Annotated in this window: 13 protein-coding genes; 5 read left to right on the forward strand and 8 right to left on the reverse strand. The window is 73.9% G+C overall.

Features of this window, described 5'->3' with window-relative positions:
• The 5 genes from ABZ641_RS09810 to gntD all read right to left on the reverse strand — a co-directional run.
• Positions 1 to 659 (reverse strand): condensation domain-containing protein (locus tag ABZ641_RS09810; protein WP_359980488.1); only part of this gene is annotated, 659 nt, incomplete at its 3' end.
• Complete coding sequence (locus ABZ641_RS09815; protein WP_359980491.1) at positions 649 to 5634, reverse strand: amino acid adenylation domain-containing protein; 4986 nt, start codon at positions 5632 to 5634, stop codon at positions 649 to 651. The genes ABZ641_RS09815 and ABZ641_RS09810, both read right to left, overlap by 11 nt.
• Positions 5631 to 5843, reverse strand: a complete 213-nt coding sequence (locus ABZ641_RS09820) for an MbtH family NRPS accessory protein (RefSeq protein WP_263102138.1) — start codon at positions 5841 to 5843, stop codon at positions 5631 to 5633. The genes ABZ641_RS09815 and ABZ641_RS09820 overlap by 4 nt, the downstream gene beginning before the upstream one ends.
• A 9-nt stretch (positions 5844 to 5852) precedes the next feature.
• Positions 5853 to 6701: an arginine deiminase-related protein gene (locus ABZ641_RS09825; RefSeq protein ID WP_359980493.1), complete on the reverse strand. Its 849-nt coding sequence runs from the start codon at positions 6699 to 6701 to the stop codon at positions 5853 to 5855.
• Positions 6698 to 7750 (reverse strand): guanitoxin biosynthesis L-enduracididine beta-hydroxylase GntD, encoded by a 1053-nt coding sequence (gntD, locus tag ABZ641_RS09830; RefSeq protein ID WP_344626081.1) that lies wholly within the window; start codon positions 7748 to 7750, stop codon positions 6698 to 6700. The genes ABZ641_RS09825 and gntD overlap by 4 nt, the downstream gene beginning before the upstream one ends.
• Before the next feature lie 228 nt (positions 7751 to 7978).
• On the opposite strand from gntD, the gene ABZ641_RS09835 reads away from it, so the two are divergent.
• The 5 genes from ABZ641_RS09835 (at position 7979) to ABZ641_RS09855 (ending at position 16701) form a co-directional block, all read left to right on the forward strand.
• Positions 7979 to 10240, forward strand: coding sequence for an alpha/beta fold hydrolase (locus ABZ641_RS09835; RefSeq protein WP_344626082.1), 2262 nt, complete (start codon positions 7979 to 7981; stop codon positions 10238 to 10240).
• Positions 10237 to 11520 (forward strand): cytochrome P450, encoded by a 1284-nt coding sequence (locus tag ABZ641_RS09840; RefSeq protein ID WP_359980498.1) that lies wholly within the window; start codon positions 10237 to 10239, stop codon positions 11518 to 11520. Before ABZ641_RS09835 ends, ABZ641_RS09840 begins: the two co-directional genes overlap by 4 nt.
• A gap of 184 nt (positions 11521 to 11704) precedes the next feature.
• A complete protein-coding gene (locus ABZ641_RS09845; protein WP_359980501.1) occupies positions 11705 to 14659 on the forward strand; it encodes a BTAD domain-containing putative transcriptional regulator in 2955 nt (984 codons plus the stop codon).
• Between the two features lie 58 nt (positions 14660 to 14717).
• Positions 14718 to 15947: a hypothetical protein gene (locus ABZ641_RS09850; protein ID WP_359980503.1), complete on the forward strand. Its 1230-nt coding sequence runs from the start codon at positions 14718 to 14720 to the stop codon at positions 15945 to 15947.
• Complete coding sequence (locus tag ABZ641_RS09855; protein WP_344626086.1) at positions 15931 to 16701, forward strand: hypothetical protein; 771 nt, start codon at positions 15931 to 15933, stop codon at positions 16699 to 16701. Before ABZ641_RS09850 ends, ABZ641_RS09855 begins: the two co-directional genes overlap by 17 nt.
• 31 nt (positions 16702 to 16732) lie before the next feature.
• Here ABZ641_RS09855 and ABZ641_RS09860 read toward each other — a convergent pair whose 3' ends face one another.
• The 3 genes from ABZ641_RS09860 to ABZ641_RS09870 all read right to left on the reverse strand — a co-directional run.
• Positions 16733 to 16885, reverse strand: coding sequence for a hypothetical protein (locus ABZ641_RS09860; RefSeq protein ID WP_344626087.1), 153 nt, complete (start codon positions 16883 to 16885; stop codon positions 16733 to 16735).
• A 157-nt stretch (positions 16886 to 17042) separates the two neighbouring features.
• Positions 17043 to 18308, reverse strand: coding sequence for an ATP-grasp domain-containing protein (locus ABZ641_RS09865; RefSeq protein ID WP_344626088.1), 1266 nt, complete (start codon positions 18306 to 18308; stop codon positions 17043 to 17045).
• 1 nt (position 18309) lies between these two features.
• On the reverse strand, positions 18310 to 19283 hold a 974-nt coding region (locus ABZ641_RS09870), incomplete at its 5' end, for a condensation domain-containing protein (RefSeq protein WP_359980506.1).

The raw sequence follows: 19283 nt of genomic DNA on the forward strand, positions 1-19283 counted from the left end.
GCCGCCCGGCCCTCGTCGAAGCGCTGCCGCTGCCAGGCGGCGTACTCGGCGTACTGCACCGGCAGTTCGGGCAGCGCGGCGGCGCCCGTCCCGGTCTCCTCGCGGTAGAACGCGCTCAGCTCCGACCAGAACACCGGCTCCGACCAGCCGTCGAAGGCGATGTGGTGGAACACCGCGACCAGCAGGTGCCGGTCGGCGGCCGTGCGCAGCAGCCGGATGCGGGCGACGGCGCCCCCGGAGAGCGGCAGCGGCCGGGCGGCGAGCCGTTCGGCCAGCTCCTGCGCCGCCCGCTCCGGGTCCTCGGCGGCGGCCAGGTCGGTCAGTTCGAGCCGCGGGCCGTCGGGGGCGATCCACTGGACGGGCTCGTCCCCGGTCGCCCGGTAGCGCGTCCGCAGCACCAGGTGCCGCTCCACGAGCCGGTCCCAGGCGCGGCCCAGGGCCGCCGCGTCGAGCGGGCCCGTCAGCCGCAGCACGATCGGCACCAGGTTGTCGGTGGCGCTCTCGTCGTACCGGTCCAGGAACCAGAGCCGGCGCTGGCCGAAGGAGAGCGGCAGCTCGGCCGAGAGGTCGAGGCGGGGGACGGCCGTGCGGGAGCGCCGGGCACCCGCCAGCCGTTGCCGCAGCAGCGACTGCCGCCGGTCGTCGATCTCAGTGCTCATCTCGGTCCTCTTCGTCCGATGTGGTCAGCCGGGTCAGTTCGGCGTCGGACATCTCGGCGATGTCCGCCCTGATCCGCTCCTCGACGAGCCGGGCGAGGCCGGCGACGGTGGGGTGCTCGAACACGCTGCGCAGCGGCAGCCGGACCCCGTAGTCGGCCTCGACCGCGGCGACGAGCCGGGAGGCGAGTACGGAGTCGCCGCCGAGCTGGAAGAACGTCCGGTGCAGCTCGGGCAGCACGTCGTAGCCCAGCAGGTCGCTCCAGAGCCCGGCCAGGCCCTCCGCCAGCTCGCTCAGCGGGCCGGTGCTGTGCTCCGCCGCCTCCTCGGGCGGGGCCGGCAGCGCCGCGTGGTCGACCTTGCCGTTGGCGTTCAGCGGGATCCGGTCGAGCAGCACCAGCGCGGCGGGCACCATCGGTGCGGGCAGCCGCAGCGCGCAGTGCTCCAGCAGCTCGGCCGGGACGGGCTCGTGGCCGTCCGCCGGGACGACCCAGGCGACCAGCCGGCCGGTGGCGCCCTTGGTGTCGACCCGCACCAGCGCGTCGGCGACCTCGGGGCGCTCGGTCAGCACGGCGGTGATCTCGCCCGGTTCGATCCGGTGGCCGCGCAGCTTGATCTGCTCGTCCAGGCGCCCCAGGAACTCGACGTTCCCGTCGGGGAGCAGCCGGGCCCGGTCGCCCGTCCGGTACAGGCGCCGGCCGGGTTCGGCGGAGAACGGGTCGGGCACGAAGACCGCCGCGGTCAGCCCCGGGCGGTTGCGGTAGCCGCGGGCCACGCCGGTGCCGCCGATGTGGAGTTCGCCGGGCACGCCGACCGGGCACGGGTTCCCGTGGCCGTCGAGCACCCACATGGTGGTGTTGGGGACGGGGGTGCCGATGGGCAGCACCTCCGGGTGGCCGCCGCCGGTGATCCGGTAGGTGGAGTTCGCCACCGAGATCTCGGTCGGGCCGTACTCGTTGAGCAGGCGCGGTCCGTCCGGCCCGGCCTTGGCGAGCCACCGCTCCAGCACCGGCACCGGGAAGGAGTCGGCGCCGACGGCGAGCACGCCCGCCAGGCCCGCGGCCTGCTCGGGGGTGAGCTGGGCGCTCAGCAGGTCGAGGTGGCCGGGCGTCAGTTTGACGAAGGAGTAGGGCGCGCCCGCGGCCAGCAGCCGGCCCAGCTCGGACGGGTCGAAGTGCGGCGGCAGCAGCCGGACGGGCTCGCCGGTGACCAGGGCGGTGTAGAGGTCGGGCACCACCATGTCGTAGGCGGTCGACGAGAACAGCGGGGTGCCGCCGGGGCGCGAGCCCGCGTAGTCCTCGACCGTCCACATCAGGTAGTTGAGCAGGCCGCGGTGGTCGACCATGACGCCCTTGGGGCGGCCGGTCGAGCCGGAGGTGTAGATCACGTAGGCGAGCGCGTCCAGGTCGGCCGGGGCGGCCTCGAAGGGCGGCTGCGCGGCGAGTCGGGCCCGCTCCCCGGGATCGTCGAGCAGCAGCGGCACCGCGGGCCGCAGCACGCCGGCCCGGGCGCGGTCGGTGATCACGCAGCGGGCGCCGGAGTCGTCCAGCATGTACCGCAGCCGCTCGGCCGGGAAGTCCGGGTCCAGCGGTACGTACGCCGCGCCGGCCTTCCACACCGCGAGGAAGGACACCACCAGGTCGGTGCCGCGGTCGAGGCAGACGCCGACGACCGACTCCGGTCCGACGCCGAGGCCGCGCAGCCGCGAGGCGAGCCGGTCGCTGCGGTCGGCCAGCTCGGCGTAGCTCAGCCCGCCCGCGTCCGAGAGCAGCGCGGGAGCGTCCGGGGTCTTCGCGGCCTGGACGGCGAACAGCTCGTGCACGGCGAGCTCCGGGCGGGCCGCGTCGGCCCCGCGGCCCGCCGCCAGGACCGCCCGGAGCTCGTCCGGGGGCAGCAGCGGCAGCTCGTGCAGCCGGGCCTGCGGGTCGGCCGCGACGCCCGCCAGCAGCTGCCGGAAGTGCCCGGCCAGCCGGCGCACGGTCTCCGCGTCGAAGAGCGCGGTCGAGTACTCCAGCACGGCCAGGCAGGAGCGGTCGGGCTGGATCTGCACGACCAGGTTCAGGTCGGCCTTCGAGCCCGTCCAGGCGTCGAGCAGCATCCCGGTGTCGGTCCTGCCGCCGTCGACCGAGGTGACCCCGTCGTCGTGCAGGTCGAAGAGCACCTGGGCCAGCAGGTTGCGGGACTGGTCCCGCTCCGGGGCCAGTTCGCGCACCAGGTGGGCGAACGGCACCTCCTGCGCCTCCTGGGCCTGTGAGACCGTTTGCCGCACCCGCTCCAGCAGCTCGGTGAAGGCCGGGTCGCCGGCGGCGTCGCAGCGCATCACCACGGTGTTGAGGAAGCAGCCGAGCACCCCGGCGACCTCCTCGCGCAGCCGGCCGGCCAGCGGCGTGCCGATCGGGATGTCGCCCTGCCCGCAGTACCGGGCCAGCAGGGCGGCGTACGCGGCCAGCAGCGTCGCGTACGGGGTCGCCCCCCGCTGCCAGCCCGCCTCCAGCACCGGGCGCATGACGGCGGCGGGGATCTCGAACTCGAACGCGGCGCCGCGGGTGTCCCGGATCGGCGGCCGGGGCCGGTCGGTCGGCAGGTCGAGCGTCGGCAGGCCGGCCAGCTGCCGCCGCCAGTAGGCGAGCTGCTCGTCGAGCGCGCCGCCGTCGACCCGCTCGCGCTGCCACACCGCGAAGTCCGCGTACTGCACGGACATGTCCGGCAGCAGGGGCTCGCGGCGGTCCTTGCGGGCCGAGATCAGCTCGTCCAGCTCGCGGCGGAGCACGACCATCGACCAGCCGTCGGAGGCGATGTGGTGGAAGGTCAGCAGCAGCGCGTCGGTGCCGTCCGACACCCGGGCCAGCATGGCCCGCCAGACCGGCCCCTCGGCGAGGTCGAACCCGGCGGCCGTCTCGCGGCGCACCGCCTCCGGCAGCTGCGCCTCGGTCACTTCGACCACGGACGGCCGGACCGGCCGGTCCTTGTCGACGATCTGGCAGAGGCTGCCGTTGACCGACGCGTAGCGGGTGCGCAGGATCTCGTGCCGGGCGGCGAGGTCGCGCAGCGCGCCCTCGACGACCACGGTCGGGATGCCGTTCTCCGGCAGCCGGATCATGATCGGCATGGTGTACTCGCCGCTGCCCGGGTTCATCCGGTCCAGCACCCACAGGTCCTGCTGGGCGTACGACAGCGGCAGCGGCCGGTCCCGCGGCACCGGCTCGACCGCCGACACCGGCGAAGCCTGCGCCCGGGCGCCGGCGATCAGCAGGCTCTGCCCGGCCGGGGTCGGCGCGCCGAACAGCTCGCGCACCTGCAGCGGCAGCCCGGAGAGCTTGCGCAGCCGCATCGCCACCCGGAGCAGCAGCAGCGAGTAGCCGCCGAGCTGGAAGAAGTTGTCGTCCAGGCCGATCCGCCCGACGCCGAGGACCTCCTGCCAGATCTCGGTGACCTGGACCTCCTCGGGCGTCCGCGGCGCCCGGTACGGCGCCCGGCGGGGGTCGGCGTCGACGGTGAGCGCCGTCCGGTCGACCTTGCCGTTCGCGGTCAGCGGCAGCTCGTCGACCGGCTGGAAGACCGACGGCAGGTGCGAGTCGGGCAGGTGCGCGCGCAGGTGGCCGCGCAGCTCCTCGTGGCCGGCGGAGCCCTTCACGAACGCCACCAGCTGCTGCCCGCCCACCCGGTCGGGCGCCACCGTGACGGCCGCCGCCTCCACCAGGGGGTGCGCGGTCAGCAGCGCCTCGATGCCCTCGGGCTCGATCCGCACCCCGCTGAGCTTGATCTGGTTGTCGATCCGCCCGGCGAACTCCAGCTCGCCGCGCAGGTTCGTCCGCGCCCGGTCGCCCGTCCGGTACAGCCGGGCACCGGGCGGGCCGTCCGGATCCGGCCGGAACCGGTCCGCGGTCAGGCCCGGCGCCCCGAGGTAGCCGCGGCCCACGCACACCCCGCCGAGGTGGATCTCGCCGCTCTCCGCGCGGTGGCCGTCCTCGTCGAGCAGGACGATCCGGACGTTGTCAATCGGCCCGCCCAGCGGCACCCCGCCCGGGCCCTGCGCCGGGTCGTACGGGTGGTCGGTGACGCCGATCGCGCACTCCGCCGGCCCGTACACGTTCCGCACCCTGACACCCAGCACGGACAGCGCGCGGGCGCACAGGTCACCCGTCAGCATCTCGCCCGCCGAGGTGAGCCAGCGCAGGCCGCCGACCCCGGCGGCCTCCGGCTGCTCCAGCAGCACCTGCAGCACCGAGGGGACGAGCTCCAGCGCGGTGATCCGCTCCTCGCGCAGCAGCTCGACCAGCGCCACCGGGTCCCGCTCCAGACCGTCCGGGGCGAGCACCAGGGTCGCGCCGCAGACCAGCGGCAGGAAGACCTGGAAGACCACCGGGTCGAAGCCGAGACCGGTCGCCGACAGCAGCCGGTCGCCGGGGCCGACACCGTGCCGGCGGACCGCGTCCGCCAGCCGGTTCGCCAGGCCCGCCTGGGTGTTGACCACCCCCTTGGGCGCACCCGTCGACCCCGAGGTGAAGGCGACGTACGCCGCGTTGTCGGGGTACAGCTCCGCGGGCGCCGCGACGGGCCCGTCGGCCACCGGCCCCTCGTCCGGCCGCACCCGCGACCACGGACCGGGGACCGGCTCCTCGCAGACCAGCGCGAGGGCACGGGCCGTGCCGAGCATCCCCGCCCGGCGCTCCGCCGGGTGCTCCGGGTCGAGCAGCAGGAAGGCGCCGCCGGCGGTGGCCACGGCCAGCATGGCCACCACCAGCCGGACGGACCGCGGCAGTTGGATGCCGACCATCGCCTCCGGGCCCACCCCGAGTTCACTGAGCCGCGCTGCCAGGGCCCGCACCCTCTCGCCGGTCTCGCGGTAGCTCAGGGCCTCGGCCCCGTCGCTGACGGCCACGGCGTCCGGCGTCAGGGCGACCTGACGCCAGAACAGCTCGGGCAGCAGCAGCTCCGCGGTGTGCGGGACGCCCGGCACGGCGGCACGGACGGTCATGAGCCGACTTCCTGCGCCATGCGCAGACGGAGGCTCAGCGGACGCATGTCCGTCCAGATCTCCTCGATGTGCGCGAGGCACGCCTCCCGGGTGCCGCTGACGCCCTCGGCCGTCCAGCCCGCGGGCAGGTCACGGCCGGCCGGCCAGATGGAGTACTGGAGCTCGTGGTTGACCACGACCTGGTAGAGCGCGGAATTCGACTCGGACACTTTCTGCTCCTACGGTCGGACGGCGGGAACGCCTTGGGCGAGCAAATCGAGGTCGAGGGTCATGCAGCGGATGCCGCCGCCGCCCTTGGTGAACTGGTCGATCGGGGTCACGACCGGCTCGAAGCCCCACGCCTCGAGCCGGCGGCCGATCCGCGCGGGGCACGCGGACATCACGACCGAGGTGCCGATGACCACCGAGTTCACGCAGAAGGTCAGCGCCTCCTGCTCGGTCACCACCAGCGGTTCGGGGACGAGGTCCAGCAGCCGGCGGCGGCTCTCCCCGTCCCACGCCCCCGGGAACACCAGCGCCCGCCGGTCGTCCAGCGGACAGACCGACATGTCCAGGTGGTAGAACCGGGGGTCCACCAGGCGCACCGGCACCACCTCGCGGCCGAAGGCCGCGGCGAGACCGGCGTGCGCCTGCACCGTGCTGCGCATCCCGTGCCCGGCGAGCAGCCGCTCCCCGAACGCCAGCACGTCACCGCCCTCCAGCCGGGCGGCCGCGTCCCAGGTCGCGGTGCGGATCTCCTGCCAGCCGTTGCCGGTCAGCCACTCGGCGGCCAACCGTGCCTCGCCGCCCCGCTCGGGCCGGCTGAACCGCGACCGCAGGAACCGGCCGCCGCTGACCACGGCGGTGTCGGTCGGGAACACCATGTCCGGCCAGTCGGGGTCGGACGGCGCGGTGTGCACCACCCCGCCCGCCCCGCGCAGCGCCGCACCGAGCGCCTCCCACTCCGCCCTGGCGAGCTCCGGGCTCGGCTGCGAACCGGTGGCCATCCACGGGTTGATCTCGAACTCGATCCGGAAGTGCTCCGGATCGCGCAGCAGGAACGGCCGCGCCACCGCCTGCGGGATCATGCCACCACCCGCGAGCGCGCACTGCTCCGCAACTCCCGCGACTTGCGCAGGTCCCGGGCGACGACGACCTTCTTCAGCCAGCGGTCCGTCCCGTCGTACCGCGCCTCGAACGGCCGCCGGCCGTGCACCGCCCGGTAGTTGTCGACGAAGGCGACCTCGCCCGGGTCGAGCACCAGGTCCTCCAGGTCCGCCTCCAGCGCGGCCACCACGCACTTCAGCGCGTGCGTCGCGTCCGGGTCCCCGGGGACGGCGTCCATGAAGTACGGGTCGATCCGCAGGTACGGCTCGGTGCGGCTGCCGAACAGCACCGGCACCGGGCTGGTGCGCGCCGCGATGTCGTGCACGCTGCTGCCCGCCGGGCCGGTGCGCAGGTGCTCGGTGTCCGGCCGGATCAGGAACCGCGGCTGCTGCAGCACCTCCGTCACCTCGGCCGGCAGCGCGAGGCTCCCGACGCCGGCGAAGGTGGTCGCCACCCCCGTCGGGTTCCGCAGCGCCATCAGCCCGAGGTAGTCGCAGCGGAACGGGTGGAAGCCGTCCTCGGTGTGCCACTCCAGCAGGTCGGAACTGCCGTGCCCGCTCTGCGCCGTCTCCTCGCCGCGGACGGGCAGCACGTCGTGGATGATCCGGCCGGACTGCAGCGTCGACCACCCGAACGGCTCGCCGAGCAGCGCCGCGAGCAGCACGAAGAAGACCTCCTCCCGCACGGTCGAGGACGGCTCCGGCTGCTGCGACCAGTGCGGGGGAGTCGGGCCGATCGCGTCGTCGTCCACCGGCAGCCCGCTGACCACCACGCCGGCGGTGGTCTCGTGCAGCTCGAACGACCGCAGGAAGTCCACCAGGCCGTCCGGGAGCCCGGTCGCCAGGCTCGCCGCGTGGAACAGGAAGTCCGTGTCGGAGGCGGTGGCGAACTGCTTCCGCACCCGGGCCACCAGGCGCTCGATCCGCTCCAGTTCGCCGCCGTCGACCCGGTAGACACCCACGTCCCGGGGAAATTTCTTGGAGTTCATCAGTGCCCGCTTTCTCGGCGGGCGGACCGGCTGGTCCGCCATTCGTTCTGCGGTACCAAACTCGCCGAGCCGGACCGGCGGAACCATCCGCCCCGGGAGTGGAATCGGCCCCGGCATCCGCCGCGCGGCGGATGCCGGCGGCCCGGCGCACCACCGCCTCCCCCGCACGGCGGAGAGCGCCCCGGAAAGCCGACGCCCGGCCGGTACACCCGCACCGCGGACACCCCGGACGATGACGGCAGTCGGCCCGAACCCGGAGAGGAACCCCGCATGAGGACAGAGGATCTGCTGCCGTTCTGGGAGAACGACCTCCCCGGTCTCCCGGTCTTCTGCCTGCCGCACGCAGGGGCCGGTGCGGGTGCCTTCCGCACCCTGGCCCGCGACCTGCGCCCGGCCGTCAACCTCCAGCCGGTGCAGCTGCCGGGCCGCGAGAACCTCGTCGCGCTGCCCCTGGTCGACGACGCCCGGCAGCTCGTCGACTGGCTCGGCCCGCGCCTGCTGCCCCGGCTCGACCGGCCCTTCGTCCTGGCCGGCCACAGCATGGGCTCCCTGATCGCCGCCGAGCTGACCGCCTGGCTGGAGCGCAACGGCGGGCCCGCGCCCGAGCTGCTCGTCGTCTCCGCCTACGCGGGCGACTTCCGGCACAACCGGATGGCCGCCCGCGACCGGACCGACCAGGAACTGGCCGAGGTTCTCACCGAGTTGGGCGGCACCGCACCGGAGGTCCTGCAGAACGAGGAGATGCTCTCCTTCATCCTGGAGACCATCCGCAACGACCTCCGGCTCGTCCGCGGCTACCGGCCCACCTACGACACGGTGAACGTCCCGATCCTCGCCCTCGGCGGCACCGACGACCCCGACGCGGACGAGGAGGCACTCACCACCTGGCGCAACCGCACCACCGCCGGCAGCCGGGTCGAGATCCTCCCCGGCGGCCACTTCGCCGTCTTCGAGAACCCCGGCACCGTCGCCGCCCTGATCGCGGAACGCCCGGGGACACCCGAGCAGACCCTCCTCGACGTGCTGCGCCACCACCTCGGCGACGACGGCATCACCCCGGACGACGACTTCTACGCCGCCGGCGGCGACTCGCTGATCGCCCTCGCCGTCGTCGGCGACCTCAAGGAACGCGGCCTCGACCTCCCCCTGCGCGGCCTCCTCACCGCCTCCACCGTCGCCGAACTCGTCCCGCTCCTCACCCCGGCCGCCGCACCCGAACCCACCCACCGGCCGTTCGACGGACTCGGCCCCGCCGACCGCGCCCTGCTGCCCGCCGGCCTGCAGGACGCCTACCCCGCCTCCACCCTCCAGGTCGGGCTGATCTACCTCTGCGAACTCGCCGGCGACCCCAGCCTCTACAACGACCTCGTCGGCCTGCGCGTCAACGCGCCCTTCGACGAGGAGCGGTTCCGCGCCGCGCTCGGCGCGCTCACCCGGCGCCACCCGCTGCTGCGCAGCTCCTTCGACCTCGCCACCTACTCCACCGCCGTGCAGCTCGTCCACCCCGAGGTCACCGTCCCGGTGGAGATCGAGACCGGCGACGGCGAGGCACTCGTCCGGGCCTTCCGCGAACGCCACCTCGCCACCGGCATCGACTGCGGCACACCCCCCGCCTTCCGCATCCACATCGCCCGCGAACCCGAGGCCTTCCGGCTCACCCTGGCCATCCACCACGCCGTCATCGACGGCTGGAGCATGGCCCAGCTGATGGTCGAACTGCTCACCTGCTACGACGCCGAACTGGCCGGCCGCACCCCGCAGCTGCCCGCCGTACCGGCGGACGGCCACCGGCAGTTCGTCGCCCTGGAGGCGGCCGCCGCGGAGTCCGCACCGTTCTGGGAGGCCGAGGCCGACGTGCCACCGCTGCTCCTGCCCGACCGCCCCGACGGCGCCGTCCCCGACCCGGTCGCGACCCGCCACCTCCCGCTCGACCCGGCGGACGTCGCCCGTCTGGAGGCCGCCGCCGAACACGCCGGCGTCCCGCTGAAGAGCCTGCTGCTCTCCCTGCACCTGCGGGCCCTCGCCCTCGCCACCGGCCGCGACCGCGACCTGGTGACCGGCCTGGTGGCCAACGGCAGGCCCGAGGTGCCCGGATCCGCCGCACTGATCGGGCTCTTCCTCAACACCGTCCCGCTGCGGCTGCGGTCCGTCGAGGGCGACTGGGCCGAACTCGCCGGGCGGACCTGGGAGGCCGAACAGCGCCTGCTCGCCCACCGGCGCCACCCGCTCTCGGCGATCGAACAGGGCCTCGGCCGGCCCGCCTTCGACGTCTCCTTCAACTTCACCCACTTCCACCCGTACCGGCAGGTCGACGACCTGAGGTTCAAGGTCGACGAGTGGTGGTCCTACGACAAGGCCAGCTTCCCGCTCGGCGTCGACGCGATGATCGACGCACCCGACCTGGGCAGCGGGGTGCTGGTCGCGCACGACCCCGCGCTCGTCCCCGGCACCCTGGTCGACCGGTACGTCGACGCCCTCGGCGCCGCGCTCGCCACCGTCGCGGCGCCCGGCCGGCCGGGGGAGGCCCGATGACCGTCCTGACCCGGCACACCGGCAGCGACCCCCGGCAGGAGCCCGCCCCCGAGCCCGCCCCCGACGTCGACCTCGACACGGTGGACCTCGACACGGTGGACCTCTTCGACCCCGGCCTGCACGCCGACGGCGACCCGCACCGGATCTGGGCACACCTGCGCCGGGCCGCACCGCTGCACCGCCAGACCCTGCCCGACGGCCGGAACTTCGCCTCGGTCACCCGCTACCACGACGTCCGCCGGGTCCTCAGCGACTCCCGCGCGTTCACCTCGGAGCGCGGCAGCCTGCTCGACCAGCTCGGCCACGGCGACGAGGCCGCCGGCCAGATGATGGTCTCCACCGACCCGCCCGACCACGCCGCACTGCGCCGCCCGCTCCAGCACGCCCTGCAGCGCAACGCCCTGGAGGCCGCCCGGCCCCGCATCCGGGCCGCCGCCCGCGCCGTCCTCGCCCCGGCCGCCGACGGCCGGCCCTTCGACCTGGTCACCGCCGCCCTGGACTTCCCGATGACGTTCACCGGGGCGCTCATGGGCATCCCGGAGCAGGACTGGCCCGACCTCGTCCGGTGGACCTCGATGGCCGCGTCCCCCGAGGACCCCGGCTTCCAGATCCGCAACCGGCACGCCACCCTGGCCATCGCCCACCACGAGCTCTTCTCCTACTTCACCGAGCAGACCGCCGCCCGGCCGGACGGCAGCGGCGACCTGCTCGACCTGCTGGCCGGACTCGGCAGCCGGGCGAAGACCGTCTACAACTGCTACAGCCTGCTGCTCGGCGCCAACGCCACCACCCCGCACGCCTTCACCGGCACCGTCCTCGCCCTGCTGGAGCACCCCGACCAGCTCGCCGAGGCCCGCCGGCACCCCGAACTCGTCCCCTCGCTGGTCGAAGAGGGCCTGCGCTGGACCTCCCCCGCCAGCAGCTTCCTGCGGCACGCCGTCGAGGACGTGGAACTGGAGGGCGGCGTGCTGCGCAAGGGCGAGGCGGTCGCCGCCTGGGTCGGCTCGGCCAACCGCGACGAGACCGTCTTCCAGGACGCCGCCCGCTTCGACCTGCGGCGCACCGGCAACCGCCACATCACCTTCGGCGCCGGCGCCCACTACTGCCTCGGCGCGATCCTGGCGAGGATCGCCCTGAACGAGCTGTTCACCGAACTCCTCGGCCGGCTGGAACACCTCGAACCCGCCGGCCCCGTCCGCCGCCTGCGGTCCAACTTCATCGCCGGCCTGGGCAGCATGCCGGTCGCCATGACACTGCGCCCGACGGGCCCGCAGGGGTGAGCGGCCCCCTCCCATCGGTTGTTCCGAAAGGATGTTGACACCGCGTCGACAGACTGGTTTCGCCCACGGATGAAGCATGCGAGCATTACCCGCGGCTCGTATCGCCACTCACGGTCGCCGTCCGCTCACGAGGCAGGACGGCCGATCGGGCCCACCGGACGGAATCCACCAGAAAAGGAACCAGATGGGGCTGCAGCCGCACGATGCGGACGACGACGTCCACTTCGCACTCCTCGGGCCGTTCGAGGTCACGCGCGGCGGCACCTCGGTACCCCTCCAGGCCAGGCGGAGCCGGCTCCTGCTCGCCGCCCTCGCCTGCCGGCCGCGGGAGATCGTCAGCGTCGAGCACCTCAGCGAGGTGGTCTGGGCCGAGGACCCGCCGACCACCGTCCGCACCCAGATCCAGATCTGCATCTCCACCCTGCGCAAGACCCTCGGCGTCATCGGGATGAGCGAGGCCCTCGTCACCCACCCCGTGGGCTACGCCCTGATGCTCGCCCCGGGCCGCCGGGACGTCGACCGCTTCACCGAACTCGTCCGCGGCGCACGCTCCGCCAGCGACGCCGGGGACCTCGAGACCTCGGTGCGCACCTACCGCGAGGCGCTCGCCCTGTGGCGCGGGCCCGCGCTCGGCGGCGTGGACAGCGACGTCCTGCAGCGCCGGGCGGTCGCCCTCGACGAGGAACGGCTCACCGTCCTGGAGGAGTACTTCGACCTGGAACTGCTGCGCGGCCGCGACCGGGGACTGATCCAGGAACTCGCCGACCGGATCGCCGAACACCCGCTGCGCGAGAAGCTCCGCGGCCAGCTGATGCTCGCCCTGCACCGCGCCGGACGGCGCTCCGACGCCCTCCAGATCTACCGCGAGGGCCGCCGGCTGCTGGTGCGGGAACTCGGCATCGAACCCTCCGACGAACTGCGCCGCCTCGAACAGGAGATACTCCGCGACGCACCCGAGCTGAACCCCGGCTACGGCAAGCCCGAAGGACCCGCCGCCCCGCGCCAACTCCCCAGACAGTCCCGCTACTTCATCGGCCGCGAGGAGACCGTCCGCCGGCTGACCGCGGTCCTGGCGGACCCGCGCGGGCCCGAGGACCACCCCTACCGGGCCGTCAACCTGTACGGCCCCGGCGGGACGGGCAAGACCGCCCTCGCCGTCCACGTCGCCCACGCCCTCCAGGACCGCTTCGGCGACGGACAGCTCTACTACGACCTGCACGGCAGCAACACCGTCACCGCGGCGCCGGTCCGGGTCCTCGACCACTTCCTGCGGGCGCTCGGCGTCCCGCCCGGCGACATCCCCGACGAACTCGACGAGCGGGCCGCGATGTTCCGCAGCCTGGTCGCCGAGAAGAAGATCCTGGTCATCCTCGACGACGCCGCCGAGGAGCACCAGATCAGCCCGTTGCTGCCCGGCGGCCGGGACTGCGGCGTCGTCGTCACCAGCCGCCGCCCGCAGACCGGCCTCCCCGAACTGGAGTCCGTCCACCTGGACGTGCTGACCCAGACCGAGGCCGTCGAACTCCTCGGCCGGATCGTCGGCGACCGGCGGGTCGCCCAGGAACCCCTGGCCAGCGCCCAGTTGGTCCGCGAGATCGACCGGCTGCCGCTCGCCCTGGGCATCGTCGGCGCCCGCCTCGCCGCCTCGCCGCACCGGACGATCTCCTCCATGGCCCACCGCATCCACGACGAGCGCCGACGGCTCGACGAACTCGCCCACGGCAACCGGGCCGTCCGCAGCACCATCTCCTCGACCTTCGACACGCTCAAGCCCGACCTGCGCGACCTCCTGTGCGACCTCAGCCTGTTCGGCGCGGAGGCCTTACCCGGCTGGATGGCCGGCGCGATCCTCGGCGGCGACACCGAGGACGCCAACGACGTCATCGACGAGGCCGCCACCAGCCAGCTGCTCGTCGCCACCGACGCCGAACCGACCGACAACCCCCGCTACCGCTTCCACAGCCTCGTCCGCCTCTACCTCAGGGAGTCCGTCGACCGGCTCCCCGCCGAACAGCGCGCCCGCACCGTCCGCGCCGTCCTCGCGGGCTGGCTCGGCCTGATGGACCTCGCCCAGGCCCAGCTGTGGGGCGGCAACTACACCGTCGTCCGCGGCGGTTCCGCCCGCTGGCAGGCCCCGGAGGCCGTCGTCCGGCACGTCCTGACCGACCCGCTCGGCTGGCTGGACACCGAACGGCCCGGACTCCTCGCCGCCGTCGGCCTCGCCGCCGAACACGGCCTCGACGAGGAGTGCTGGGAGGCCGCCACCCAACTCGTCACCCTCTTCGAAGTGCGGCAGCACTACGCCGACTGGCAGGAGAGCCACGAGACGGCCCTGCAACTCGTCCGACGGACGGGCAACGTCCGCGGCGAGGCGGCGGTGCGCTGCTCGCTCGGATCGCTCCACCTCTCGCAGCGGCAGGCCGGCCGGGCGCTTCCCCACCTGGAGAGATCGCTGGCACTCTTCGAGGAACTCGACGAGACCGGCGGAACCGCCCTGGCCAACCGCAACATCGCGCTGTGCCTGCACACCGTCGGCGACCTCGACGGCGCACTCCGGCGGTACGAACGGGCGGCCGAGCTCTTCCGGCTCGCCGGGGACCCGCTGGGCCGCGCCCACGTCCTGTCCAACATGGCGCCGATCCACGCCGCCGGCGGCGACCCCGGCCGGGCCGAAAAGGAACTGACCGAGGCACTGCGGATCTGCCAGTCGATCGGCAGCTCGCGGGTCGCCTCGATGAGCCTCCACCGCCTGGGGCAACTCTGCCTCGGCCAAAGGCGGTTGGACGACGCACTGCGCTGGTACCGGGAGGCCCTCGCCATCGTCCGCCGACAGGCCGACTCGCTGGGGGAGTGCATCGTCCAGCACGGCCTGGGCGACACCCACATGGCCAGGGGCGACCACGCGGAGGCCGCAGGCTGCCTGGAGGGCGCCCTCGTCACGGCCGAAGCGGCCGGACACCTGCACGCGGCCGCACAGGTACGGGTCAGCCTCGCCGAGGTGTGCATCGCCCAGGGCCTGGACGGCCGCGCGAGGAACCTGCTGGAGGAGGCCCTGCGCGTGCTGGAGGACCACGACCACCAAGCCGCCCTCACCCGGGCCCGAACGGCCCTGGCACGGCTGGACGGGGTCAACCGCTAGGCCCTCCCGAGTCATTCCGTTGCCCGCTGTCGGGCCCCCGTGGGACGATCAAGGTCTGATGGACACCACAGAGCCGGCAGAAGCCTGCATCGAGGCCGCACGCACCGTCCTGGTCGCACCCTCGGAGCTGCAGGACAACGACGTCGTCAGGGACTTCTTCGGGTCCACCGTCACACCGGAGGAGCTCGCCTCCGGCGCGCCCGACCTCGCGGGGAGGACGGTCTACCTGTGCGGTGACGTCTCCGGGACCAGCAGGCACCACCTGCGGGCGGCGGCCCGGGTGTTCGTCGTCCGGGAGCTGTCGCACGGTCACCGCGAGGACGCCGACGAGCCGTGGACGGTCGTCGGCCTCGGCCGGGTCCCCGTGCGGGTGCACGGCGCCGGCGTGTACTACCCCCGCTTCTTCGACCCCGACGCCGACCACTTCGGACGGATCCGCGCGGAGCACGCCTTCCAGTCCCTGACGGAGTCCACCAAGCCCGGAACGGCCCACCGCAGCGGGATCTACCTGACGCCCGTCACCCGGGACGGCGACGAGCTGCACTTCCGCCTGCTCCGCTGCTCCACGAACCTCTCGGGGCCGACCGAGGGCTTCCGCCCGACCGACACGGAGATCGTCGAGGCGCTCAACCGCGAGGCCGCCGCCGTCTTCAGGAACCAGGCTCCGCTCAACCACGTGCTCGCCCAGATCTACCACAACACCCCCGCCACGGACGGGCGCAAGCAGTCCAAGGCCAAGATCTCGGCCCATGCCGACAAGACCAAGGACATGCCCGTCAACGGCATCATGGCCTTCTGCACCTTCTACGACCGGCTCGACGGGCTGCAGCCCTCGGCCGAGGACGCCTTCGACCGCGGCGTGAAGGGCGTCAGCGCGCTGACCAGGCTGCACTTCCGCCTCAAGGAGCCGACCGCAGGACACGACGGGGCCGCGCTCCCGGCGCAGTTCACCGTGACCCTCCACCCCGGCTCCGTGTTCTTCGTGCCGCTGTCCACCAACCGCCTGTACACGCACGAGATCCGGCCCTCGGCGCTGGACGCCGAGCTGCTCCCGACCCGACTGGGCTACGTGGTGCGCTGCTCGAAGGCCGAGGCCGTCCACAAGGACGGCCGCACCTTCCTCAAGGCGGCCGGCGGCCCGGTGCGGCTGGGGCCGCCCACACCGGAGGGCATGGACGAGCTGCGCAGGCTGTACGCCGAGGAGAACAGGTCCTCGTCCTTCGTCGACTACGGCGACGAACTGCTCTTCAGCATGAACACGGGAGACTACAGTGCACCCCGGGCCTAGGATCGCGGACGAGATCGTCTCGTGCACCCTGCCGGCCGCGGAGGACCTCTTCGCCGAGCTGGCCGCGTCGGCCCGCCTGGAGGACGTGGGGAGGGGCCGCCAGGGCGCCGTGCTCACCAGGGTCGACGAGGCGGGCGGCGTGCCCCTCGTGCGCACCACCACCCGGTACGGCAGCCCGGCGCAGCGCTTCCGGGCGGTGCACGAACGGCTGGCGCAGCGGATCCAGGACGGTGCGGCGCTCCCGGTCGGCTTCAACAACGCCCTCGTCGAGCGCTACACCGACGCCTACCGGACCATGGGCGCCCACTCCGACCAGGCCCTCGATCTGGCCGACGACTCGTTCATCGCCGTCTTCTCCTGCTACCTGCGTCCCGAAGCGGGCCCGTCCAGGAAGCTGATCTTCGAATCCAAGGAGCCGGATCTCGACGGGTTCGAGATCCCGCTCGCCCACAACGGCGTCGTCGCGTTCTCCGTCGCCTCGAACCGGCGGCTCCGGCACAGGATCGTGCTCGACACGACCGTCCCGGCGTCGGACAACCACTGGCTGGGCGTCACGTTCCGGACCTCGAAGACCTTCGTCCGCTTCCGCGACGATCAGGCCCACCTCCCGGACGGTGCACGCCTCGTGGCGGCCGACGACGAGCAGAGCCGCGAGTTCTACCGGCTGCGGCGCCGCGAGAACCACGAAGCGGACTTCACCTACCCCCTGCTGACGTACACCGTCAGCGAGAGCGACCTGATGCCGCCCGTCTGACCCCGACCGCGCCAGGGCTGCGAACCGGGTGTCAGGACTGCGGGCCCGGGCCCCAGGGGTTGTCGGCCACGACGTGGACGGGGTGGGTGGGGCCGGTCTGCGACTCCAGGGAGTCGGCGGCCGCGGTGAGGGCCACGGCGGCCAGCAGGCATGCGCACGCACGTACGAACATGAGCTTGGTCATCGCTGTCTCCCATGTGTCGGCGGGGCCGGGCCGGCGGGCGGTGGCGCCCTGCTCGGCGTTTCCTCGTGATGCTCACGCTAGGAAGGCCGCCCATTGCCACCGCATCGGTGCACTATCGCCTCCGCCGCCACCGCGATAGCGGCCGCGGCGGAGGCCGTCAGACCTGCGGCGACGCGCTACCGGCGGCCTCGCTCCACGGCCGCGGCGGTGTGACCCGGACGGTGCGCCCGTCCTCGAACCGGAAGTCGTAGGCGATCCTCCCCAGCGCCTCGTCGAGCACCGCGAACATCTCCCGGTGGGACGCCGCCTCTCCGCACACCATGTCGAGCTGGCAGGTCATCCCGCCGTCGAACAGCCACTGGCCGGGCTTGACGATCGGGCGGTAGGCGGTGATGCCCGGCACCGCCCGGGCCTCCCGGCCGCCCTCGACGCCGGTCAGCCGGCACCGCTCGGCGGGCCCGGCACCCCAGTACTGGAAGTGGACCCGGTCCATCGGCTCCGGTTCGGCCCAGTCGTCCTTGCCCGTGGCCCGCAGGCCGGCCAGCCGGATCAGGTCGACTCCCGCCGCCCGGCGGCTGATCTCGTTGACGAGCCCGCCGAGCCGGCCGTTGACCTCGATGATCCGCGGCCCCCGGGCGGTGAGCTTCACCTCGGTGTGGGTGACGCCGAAGTCCACGCCGAGCGCGCGCAGCGCCCGGGTGGTCAGGTCGGCCACCGCGGCCACGTCCTGCGGGGGCAGCGCCGAGGGCCAGAACTGGCCCTGCTCGCGGAACGGGGGAGCCATCGGAAACTTGCCCGAGACGGAGACGTGGGTGATCCGGTCCGGTGCGCAGAGGCTCTCGACCGACACGTAGTCCCCGTACGGCAGGCTGGGCCTGCCCTGCAGGTACTCCTCGACCATCATGCCGGCGGGGTGCCGTTCGGCGAGCCGGGCGAGGGTCTCCTCGTCCCGGACGAGGTGGGTGTCCCGGCTGCCGCCGCCGTACAGCGGTTTCACGATGGCCGGGAGCCCGACGGCGTCCAGGGCCGCGGCCCAGTCCTCCGGGCGGTGGACGGGGTGGTGGCGCACCGAGTCCACCCCGGCCTGCGCGAGCCGCCGGCGCTGCCGCTCCTTGTCGGTGAGCAGCAGCACGGTCTCCGGCCGGTGGCCCGGCAGCCCCAGGGCGGCGGCGATCCGGGCGGTGTCCCGCAGCATCGGCTCGCTGTAGGTGACGATGCCGTCGGGGCGCAGCGCCCGCACCCGGGCGACGTCCCGGTCGTCACCGGCGAGGTCGACGACGGTGCCCAACTGCTCCAGCAGCGGCCGGACCTGGACGGTGTGGTCGGTCCGCGGGACGAGGAAGGCGAGCGGGGTGTCCGCGGCCAGCGCCGTGGCGATCTCCGCCGCAGCGGCGGCCCCGTGGTCGTAGGCGATCACCAGCATGTCAGCCTCCGGGGAAGGTGCGCATGACGAACGGAAGGGAGTTGGCGACGCACAGCAGTGCGAAGGTGAAGGACTGGACGTACTCGTCGACGACCGGGGCCTTGACCAGCCCGGGGTCGAAGGCGACCAGCACGCCGCTGCCGAGGTCGGGCGAGCCGAGCAGCACGTCCACGCCGAGCGGGATGCCCGCCCCGCCGACGGACCACCAGGAGCCGACGGCGGTCTCCAGGTGCTCCAGCCGGTGGCGCGGACGGAACCGGGTGAAGCCGAAGGCGACGTCGAACGGCGCCCGGCGCAGCCGGCGTTCGATCTCCGCGGGCGGGAAGTGCCGGTGCGCCGCGGTGTTCCGCTCGGCGCTCCAGGCCCGCCTGGCCTGGTCGGCCCAGCTGCCGCCGGTGGTCCGCAGCCGCAGCGGAAGGGTTTTGGAGAAGCGTCCCACCAGGTGGTCGGACCCGGTGCCGGCGGGCCGGCAGTCCGTCACCAGGCCGGTGACGATGTCGCTGTCGCGTCCGGTCGCCTGCGCCAGCGACCAGACGTGCAGGGCGAGGAAGAGGCTCTTCGGCGGCACCCCCGCCTCCTCGGCGGCCGCGCGGATGCGGTCGACGGCCGGTCCGTCCAGCGGGATGAACCGTGCCTCGTCCGGGTCGGGGACGGCGTCGGCGGCACGCAGCGGCAGGAGCAGCGGCGGCGCGTTCGCCTCGGCGAGCCAGAACGCCGCGGAGGCCGGGTCCGCGTACTCGGGTACGGCCAGCCGCCGGTGCCCGTCCGGCGGGACGTCGGGCAACTCGGCGGGCACACCGGTGAGTTCGGCCTCGTACAGGGCGACCAGCTCGGCCAGCAGGACCCACACGCTCCAGCGGTCCACGGCGGCGTGGTGGGCGGCCACCGAGACGCTGAAGGACGCCGGCTCACGGACGACGTGGCAGCGGAAGGCCGGCGGCCCGGCCGCGTCGGCGCCGGGGGCGAACCGCCGCC

The sequence above is a fragment of the Kitasatospora sp. NPDC007106 genome (assembly GCF_040634455.1).
In the GTDB taxonomy this organism is placed as follows: Bacteria; Actinomycetota; Actinomycetes; order Streptomycetales; family Streptomycetaceae; genus Kitasatospora; species Kitasatospora arboriphila.